Raw genomic sequence first — 3810 nt, forward strand, 5'->3', positions numbered from 1 at the left:
ACTTGTTCATTTTCAACTATTGTAAATGAACAAGTGGTAAATCAGGCACCAAATAAAGTCTCTAACTTCACAGCTACACCAGGTGATGGACAAGTAACGCTTTCTTGGGTAAATCCTGCTGATTCAGATTTAGCTGGTGTAAAAATTCTTTATAAGAATGACGGCTATCCTAGCAGTTACAATGATGGAACCCTTGTTTGCAATATTACTGATGTTACACCAGGTAAAGAAGTTACATTTTTGCATTCAGGATTACAAAATTGTAACCAATATTACTATGCTGCGTTTGCTTATGATTCAGCAGGAAATTATTCAGAACCCGCTTATACTGAAGCTATGCCAGGAACAAATTGTGGTGCTTCAAATCATCCACCTGAAATAGTTTTTGTGGAAATTGCTCCTGTGCCTGCTTATACTGATACTAACCTTACAGCCATAGTCCAAGCTAAAGACTCTGATGGCGACACAATTACTTTTAAATATCAATGGAAAAAGAATGGCAATATTATTTCTGGAGCAACTGGTAAAACATTATCAAGCTCAAACTTTGTAAAAGGTGATATAATTAGTGTCATTGTTACTCCAAATGATGGTAAAGTAGATGGACAACCTGTTGAATCTGATCAAATTGTGATTTCTAATTCTGCCCCTGTTTTAGAAGAAATTCCTGATATTGTTGTAAATGAAGGTGAAACTGTAAAAATTTCGCCAAATGCTTTTGATCCAGATGGAGATAAACTTACCTTTAGTTATTCAGGCTGGATGAATGGACCAACTTATACTACTGATTATGATGATGCAGGTGTGCATAAAGTAACTGTAACTGTAAGTGATGGTGAGCTTACTGATTCTCAAGAAGTAACTATCACTGTAATAGATGTGCCAATAAATGTACCGCCTCAAATAAATATTACTGCTAATGGATATACTGAAAGTGTCTCAGGCACTGTACCTTTTGAAGTAACCTTTAGAGTTGATGTTACAGATAATGAGTATATTGCAAAGTATGAATGGGATTTTGATGGAAATGGAAGTTATGATTGGGTATCAAGAGAAAGTGGAAATGTAACTTATACTTATACTGCACCTGGTGAGTATAATGCTACTTTAAGAGTGACTGACAACCAAGGTTTAACTGAAACATATACAGTGTTAATCAAAGTAGAAGATAATTCACTTACTCCAAAAGTAGCACTTGAGGCAAATCCTCTAATTGGCGAAGCACCTTTAAAGGTTGAATTTAATGCAAATGTTATTAATGGTGAAGTAGTAAAATATGAATGGGACTTTGATGGAGATGGCAGAGCTGAAATAGTCTCTCCTCGTTTAACCTCTGTTATAAATACCTACACTTTACCTGGGCATTATACTGCCACTTTAAAAGTAACAGACAAAAATGGACTTTCTAGTATTGAAAAGGTCTTTATTGATGTAACTGAACCTGCCAATCTACCACAGGTAGATGTCAATGTTTTTGAAAAATATACAGATAATGGTCTTTTAGAAGTGGAAGCAGAAGCCTTAGTAGATGCAGATATTATAAAGTATGAATGGGATTTTGATGGAGATGGAATAATTGATGCAGTTAAAAATAGCGCAAGCAAAGTAAGTTATATTTATAGCAGTCCTGGCACTTATGAACTTACTTTAAAAGTAACCAACAAAGATGGTGTATCAAATATAATAAGAAAAACCATTCAAGTAGCTGATAAAGGACTTAATTATCCTGTAGCTCAAGTAAATGTATCAAAGACAAGTGGAAATGCACCTCTTACAGTGACATTTAATGACAATTCAAGTGGAGAAATTATCCGCTATGCCTTTGACTTTGATGGAGATGGAAAGTTTGATTGGGTAGCAAATATAGGTGAAGAAGAATTTGAGCGTTATAGAAATCAAGGTATTTCACATACATATTTCCTTGCTGGAAACTATTTAGCTTGTCTTGAAGTAAAAGATGTTAATGGATTAACTAATCGAGTAACAATACCTATTTCTGTAAAACAAGAAGAACACATTACTTGGATTCTTGAACCTAAAGAAGACCAAATTGTAAGTGGCTCTGAGGTAAGTATTGTTGCTACAACAACTGTGCCTAAAGAGAAATTGGCAAACATTCGCTTTGAATATAGAAGATTAAATGACATCTGGCAATCGATTTCCGTTATCTCCTTTGATAGATGCAGCACATATTGGAACACTACAATTTTACCAAATGGATTTTATGAATTAAGAGCAGTAGTAACAGATGTAATGGGCAATGAATATCCTTCATTGCCTATTACAGTAACAGTAGATAATGCTGAGCCAAATCCTGATATAAAAGAAGAAAAAGATATTGAAGGTCTACATCGCAAAGAAGTAATTGTTTATCCAGTTTTAAACAAAAATATCTTGCTTTATGATGGTACAGGTTGCTCACTACCGCCAGAAGCTATTCCTAATGAAGATAGGTTAGTTATAAGAATAATTGACGAAACAGCATTACCAAAAGCACTTTCTGGAGAAAAAGATGGATATGAAATAGTTTCTGTAGATGAATATCGTGAATACGAATTGATGGATGGTATACATAAGTTTGATCAAGATGTAATCATCCGGATTCCTTATAATGATGTTGATAATGATGGCATAGTTGATGGAACTAATATAAAAGAAACAGAGTTTAATGTTTACTGGTACAATCCTTCAACAGGGCAATGGGAAGAAGTAGTAGGTTCTGAAATATATCCTGAGGAAAATTATGTCATTTGTCGAGTAAATCACTTCAGTATTTTTGGCCTTGGAGGAAAGGTCTCAGCCTCAGATTCACCTTGTGAAAATGATAATGGAGGTAGCACTGACAATAGTAATAATAGTGATGATGGAGGAAATTGTTTTATTGCTACAGCTGCTTTTGGAACACCAATGGCAAAAGAAGTAGAAATATTACGCAAATTCAGAGACAAATACTTACTTACCAACCCTTATGGCAGAAAATTTGTGGAATTATATTATAAATATAGCCCATCCATTGCCAATTATATTAGAGATAAAGAAACCTTAAAAGCAATTGTAAGGCTTAGCTTAAAACCTTTAATCTGGCTCAGTAAAAAACTTTTAGAAAAAGACGAAATAAATGAAATAAAACTTCATGTACCAAAAACCCCAAAAGAAGAATTAGCCTGGCTATTAAAAGAAAACTGGTAAAGGGAGTCAATTGGGGAGGTCTTGCCAGGCTGTTGAAAAAGTAACTATTTTCATTAAAAAATCTGGCTTTTAACAGAATAAAGTGGTATAAAAGTTTAACTTAAGTCAAGGAGAAATTTGTGCTTGGGAAAAAGAATTTACAGAAGCGATTGTTTTACTGTTTTAATATGGCAGAGATGATTCCTGAAAACCACATTTTAAGACTGATTAATAAATATGTTGATTTTTCTTTTATTCATGACAAAGTAAGACATCTTTATAGTGATATTGGCAGGCCATCTATTGATCCTGAAATACTTATTCGGATGCTATTAATTGGTTATCTTTATGGGATTACATCAGAGAGAAAGCTTTGTGAAGAAGTTAAGATGCATATTGGATATAGGTGGTTTGTGGGTTTAGATATGAATGATGAAGTTCCAGATCATTCTACTTTTTCTAAGAATCGTCATGGAAGATTTAAAGGGAGTAGGATTTTCCAACAGATCTTTAATGAGATTGTTAGGCAATGTATAGCTCATGGTTTAGTTAGTGGGAAACACTTAACCACTGATGGTAGCTTAGTAAAAGCCAATGCATCTTTACAACTATTGGCTCCATGCTTTTTAAAGATGCATTGGC

At 34.0% G+C, this 3810-nt stretch carries 2 protein-coding genes; both read left to right on the forward strand.

Annotated features, from left to right (window positions below; translation table 11 throughout):
* On the forward strand, window positions 1–3189 hold a 3189-nt coding region (locus LWW95_11895), incomplete at its 5' end, for a PKD domain-containing protein (GenBank protein ID MDL1957729.1).
* 119 nt (window positions 3190–3308) lie between these two features.
* Window positions 3309–3810, forward strand: a 502-nt coding sequence (locus LWW95_11900) for a transposase (GenBank protein MDL1957730.1), incomplete at its 3' end; no start/stop codon positions are given.

It is taken from the genome of Candidatus Desulfofervidus auxilii (assembly GCA_030262725.1).
In the GTDB taxonomy this organism is placed as follows: Bacteria; Desulfobacterota; Desulfofervidia; order Desulfofervidales; family Desulfofervidaceae; genus JAJSZS01.